This is a genomic window from Wolbachia endosymbiont of Glossina morsitans morsitans (assembly GCF_000689175.1).
Taxonomy (GTDB): Bacteria; Pseudomonadota; Alphaproteobacteria; order Rickettsiales; family Anaplasmataceae; genus Wolbachia; species Wolbachia pipientis.
Genome location: NZ_AWUH01000052.1, coordinates 1 through 4,332 on the forward strand (window position 1 = coordinate 1; position 4,332 = coordinate 4,332).

Here is a 4,332-nt window from a genome sequence, read left to right on the forward strand (position 1 = left end):
TATCTAGTGCGTGCATGAGACCAATTGATGTTGCGCTGTTCACAACCGTTATGAGTTGTTACAACGTCAGTGGAAAATTCCGGTCCTCCAGTGGAACCATAAGATATATTTTCTGGAAATCTAATTTCTGTGAATGACATATACCCTCCTGTGAAAGCAAAATAGTTTGGTTGAAGAAAATGTTGTAATTTGAAAGCGTTTCACATAGTAAATGACGCTATGGAAAGTGGATGAGACTACTAAGTTAAACTGCTGTCACACCCGCAGTTACTATACTCAGGTTCATTTGAGTTGTCAAGCAAAAAATAAAATTTTATGGCAAACTGTAACTAGCCTTGCTTGTGACTTAATTCATCTACTTTTTTGCGTAATACATTCAAATCAGTTGCTCCTACAAACAGGCTATCTCCAATTATTAAAAAAGGTGTACCACCTACTCCCAAATCTCTTACTAGAAGCCTACTGTTGTTTATCATTTGCTCAATTTTGTCCGCGTTATCTTTTATGGAATCATTAAAATCGTCCTCATCAATCCCTATGTTTTTCACTATATCCAATATGCTTTCGTCTGAAAATTCTCCTTTGTGACTTAAAGCAGCATGGTGAAAATCGAAATATTTTTCTTTATCGAGAAAACAGACAGCTAAAGCACTTTTTGCTGCCTTTAAAGAAGCGTTACCAAGTATTGGAGCATCCCTAAAGATATACTTAATTTTGCCGTCGTTAATTAACTGCTTTATATCATTCTTTATAGCTTTGCAATGTCCACAAGAATAGTCAAGGAAGCCTACAGCTATAACACTACTATTTTCATTTCCGGAGTAAGGATAAGTAAGGTCAAATATTTGATCCTTGTATTGTGAAATTTTACTTTTGGTTACATTATCTCGAGCAGTGTAACTACTTTTAATCGACTCCTCTTTGAGAGTTTTTACGATCTTATCAAAATTTCTGCTTATATAATTATCTAATTTCTCACCTATATAATCATCGCTTAGCATTTGGCTGCGATTTGAAAGCCAATTGTTTATTATCGGCAAGCTTGCTATTGCTATTATTAAAATTAATAAAAACGATATTCTAGACATACAATTTATTTAAAAACCTACAACATAAAACTTTTAGTACACATTTATCTGTATATTAAAAGAAGCATCTAATGTTAATATATAAAAACATTTGTATCAAGTGTATTTTATAACCAGTTTTGCCTCAAATGCAAACTTTACACAATAAAACTCAAGCACATTACCACAAAGTTCATCAGAAGACTTGGTGATGCAAGTGACAAAACTACCTCCAGAATAGTCAATTATGAGATGCTCTATCTTTTACTGCCACGCTGTAAATACGGCGGTAAAACAAAGTTGATAATTTTATTCCGCTGTGTATAATTTCAACAAACTCCGCGGAATAAACATATGAGTGAACCAATAATTGGCAGAGAAAAAGAAATAGCTATTCTACAAGACAAACTTCTTTCTCAATCAGCCGAATTTATTGCTGTTTATGGTCGGCGTCGTGTAAATGTTGTATTATCTGCATTTTATCAGCATAATATAGAAGTAATGTAATGCAGATATTATGCCGATGCCGAATTATACGATTACTTCTAAAATTGCTAGTTGTCTTATAAGGATTGAAGGAGCAAAAGAAAAAGTGTTACATTTGCCGCTCACTGTATCAATGCTTTTGTCTCTTCGTGAAACTGCACGGCTTTATACCACACACTATTCTACTATGATTGAAGGAAATCGACTTGAACCTAAACAGATTGAAGAGGTTTTAAGTGGTAAAAGCCACTTTCCAAAATATAGGAGAGATGAAAATGAAGTTAAAGGATATTATGCAGCTTTAACTCAAGTTGAACAATGGGCAGCAAGGAGAATACCCATTACTGAGAAAGCTGTTCAAACACTACATGCTCTAGTAATAGCAAGTGGAAAATCTAAAATAAAATCAACACCTTATCGTGATGGTCAAAATGTTATCCGCGATAGTCTTACACGTGCAACAATTTATATGCCACCTGAAGCAAAGGATGTACCAAAGCTCATGAGCAGTATGATTGATTGGATTCGTAACAGTGAGCAAGTGCCTTGCCCAATTATTGCAGGTATTGCGCATTATCAATTTGTAACAATTCACCCTTACTATGACGGTAATGGTCGTACTGCAAGATTGTTGACTACATTAATTTTACACCTTGGTGGGTATGACCTAAAAGGACTTTATTCATTGGAAGAATATTATGCTAAGAATCTAGGAGCGTATTATGAAGCAATCAGTATAGGTCCATCGCACAACTATTACATGGGACGAGCTGAAGCAGATATTACTAAGTGGGTGGAGTATTTCGTAGAAGGTATGGCAAATTCATTTGAGAACGTTTTACAACGTACAAATAAAGAAGAATACCACGCTGATCAGACTGATCTTATACGTAAGCTTGATCCTAAACAACGCAAAGCTCTTGAGCTCTTCCAGGAGTTTTCCGCTATTACAGCTAGTCAGGTTGGCGAACTATTTAATTTTAAGCCTCGTACCAGTGCGCAACTTTGTAAAAAGTGGGTGGAAATGGGGTTTATCAAGATTGTAGATTTTTCCAATAGAGGAAGGAAATACAAACTTAGTAAGCAATATGAGGATTTGATCTCAAATTAACTGAAAGCTCGCTAGGCAGGAAAGTAGTGCATAGGTCAAATTTCAATAAAGTGCTTGAAAACTAAATGTAAACTTAAAATTTTAAAAACTGGAATATGTACAACAACTTACGCGACTTCGTCAAAGCCTTAGAAGAAAAAAAGAATCTGATTAGAATTAAGGAGAAAGTTTCAACAGTTCTTGAAATGACAGAAATTCACCGTAGGGTTTTGTCAAACAAAGGGCCAGCGATCATTTTTGAAAATGTTGTCACAGAAAATGGTAAAAATTCGATTCCTGTTTTGGTGAATTTATTTGGTACTATTAAGAGGATTGCATTGGGGTTGAACATAAATCCTGATGAACTAAGAGATCTTGGTAAACTTTTAGCATTTTTGCAATCACCTGAGCCGCCAAAAAACTTTAAGGATGCTATAAAAATGTTTCCTTTGTTGAAAGTCGTGTTATCGATGCGAAGTAAAGTCGTGATCAAGGCTCCATGTCAAGAGGTAGTGCTAACCGGAGATGAAGTGGACCTAAGTCTACTGCCCATTCAAACATGCTGGCCAAATGAACCTGCACCACTTATCACCTGGCCGATTGTGGTGACAAAAGGACCTACGAAAGACAAACAAGATAATTTCAATCTTGGAATATATCGTATGCAGGTCATAGATAAAAAAACAACTCTAATGCGTTGGCTTGCGCATCGTGGAGGAGCAGGTCACCATAAACGATGGAAAGAAGAAGGAAAAAATATGAAATTTCCTGCTGCTGCTGTGATCGGTAGTGATCCTGCAACGATTATTGCTGCGGTAACTCCAGTGCCAGAAACATTGTCAGAATACCAATTTGCTGGACTACTGCGAAAGAAGCCGCTTGAACTTGTAAATTGTAAGACTATTCCACTTCAAGTGCCAGCTCACGCGGAAATCGTTCTGGAAGGCTATGTGAGTTTGGATAGATATCAAGATGAGGGACCATATGGAGACCACACTGGCTACTATAATTCTGTTGAGCAATTTCCAGAATTTAATATTACTGCAATTACTATGCGTAAAAACCCGATATATCTTAGCACTTTCACTGGCAAGCCACCTGATGAACCATCGATTCTTGGTGAAGCACTCAATGAAATTTTTGTGCCCATTCTTATCAATCAATTTCCAGAGATAGTGGACTTTTATCTGCCACCGGAAGGTTGCTCATATAGAATAGCGATAGTGTCGATAAAAAAATCCTATCCAGGGCAGGCAAAAAGAATTGTTATGGGCATACTTTCTTTTCTAAAGCAGTTTTTATACACGAAGTTTATTATCGTTGTTGATAATGATATAAATGTACGTGATTGGAAGGAAGTAATGTGGGCAATGTCAACGAGGATGGACCCTGTGCGTGATACAATCATGATAAAAAGTGTACCTATTGATTATTTAGACTTTGCTTCCCCTGAAAGTGGACTTGGAGGTAAGTTGGGATTTGATGCGACAAACAAAATTCCTCCCGAAACCAAACGAGAGTGGGGAAAGAAAATTAAAATGAGTGAGGAAATAGTAAGAAAAGTCACGGAAAAGTGGGAGGAATATATGGACTAGACTTCTTGCATAAAAACAGAAAAAAGTTTAGGCGTTTTTTATAATGCCGCATTAACTGATAATTGTGCGTCACAGTGCCCTCTTCTTGTCATCC

The 4,332-nt window shown here is 36.4% G+C and carries 5 protein-coding genes; 3 read left to right on the top strand and 2 right to left on the bottom strand.

Annotated elements, in window-relative coordinates; genetic code table 11:
• Together WGMM_RS05525 and WGMM_RS01275 are read right to left on the bottom strand one after the other, a co-directional pair.
• Positions 1–140 (bottom strand): DUF2460 domain-containing protein (locus WGMM_RS05525; RefSeq protein WP_240991826.1); only part of this gene is annotated, 140 nt, incomplete at its 3' end.
• A 189-nt stretch (positions 141–329) separates the two neighbouring features.
• Positions 330–1,088, bottom strand: a complete 759-nt coding sequence (locus WGMM_RS01275; RefSeq protein WP_038248877.1) for a DsbA family protein — start codon at positions 1,086–1,088, stop codon at positions 330–332.
• 333 nt (positions 1,089–1,421) lie between these two features.
• On the opposite strand from WGMM_RS01275, the gene WGMM_RS06450 reads away from it, so the two are divergent.
• The 3 genes from WGMM_RS06450 (at position 1,422) to WGMM_RS01285 (ending at position 4,238) form a co-directional block, all read left to right on the top strand.
• A complete protein-coding gene (locus tag WGMM_RS06450) occupies positions 1,422–1,574 on the top strand; it encodes a hypothetical protein (RefSeq protein WP_007548541.1) in 153 nt (50 codons plus the stop codon).
• Between the two features lie 16 nt (positions 1,575–1,590).
• A complete protein-coding gene (locus WGMM_RS01280; RefSeq protein ID WP_240991825.1) occupies positions 1,591–2,664 on the top strand; it encodes a Fic family protein in 1,074 nt (357 codons plus the stop codon).
• Positions 2,665–2,759: 95 nt separating this feature from the next.
• Complete coding sequence (locus tag WGMM_RS01285; protein ID WP_038248883.1) at positions 2,760–4,238, top strand: UbiD family decarboxylase; 1,479 nt, start codon at positions 2,760–2,762, stop codon at positions 4,236–4,238.
• Positions 4,239–4,332 lie beyond the last annotated feature (94 nt).

Excerpts from the sequence above, each read along its gene's own strand:
- WGMM_RS01275 (WP_038248877.1), bottom strand. The coding sequence starts at position 1,088 with ATGTCTAGAATATCGTTTTTATTAATTTTAATAATAGCAATAGCAAGC.
- WGMM_RS01280 (WP_240991825.1), top strand. The coding sequence starts at position 1,591 with ATGCCGAATTATACGATTACTTCTAAAATTGCTAGTTGTCTTATAAGG.
- WGMM_RS06450 (WP_007548541.1), top strand. The coding sequence starts at position 1,422 with ATGAGTGAACCAATAATTGGCAGAGAAAAAGAAATAGCTATTCTACAA.
- WGMM_RS01285 (WP_038248883.1), top strand. The coding sequence starts at position 2,760 with ATGTACAACAACTTACGCGACTTCGTCAAAGCCTTAGAAGAAAAAAAG.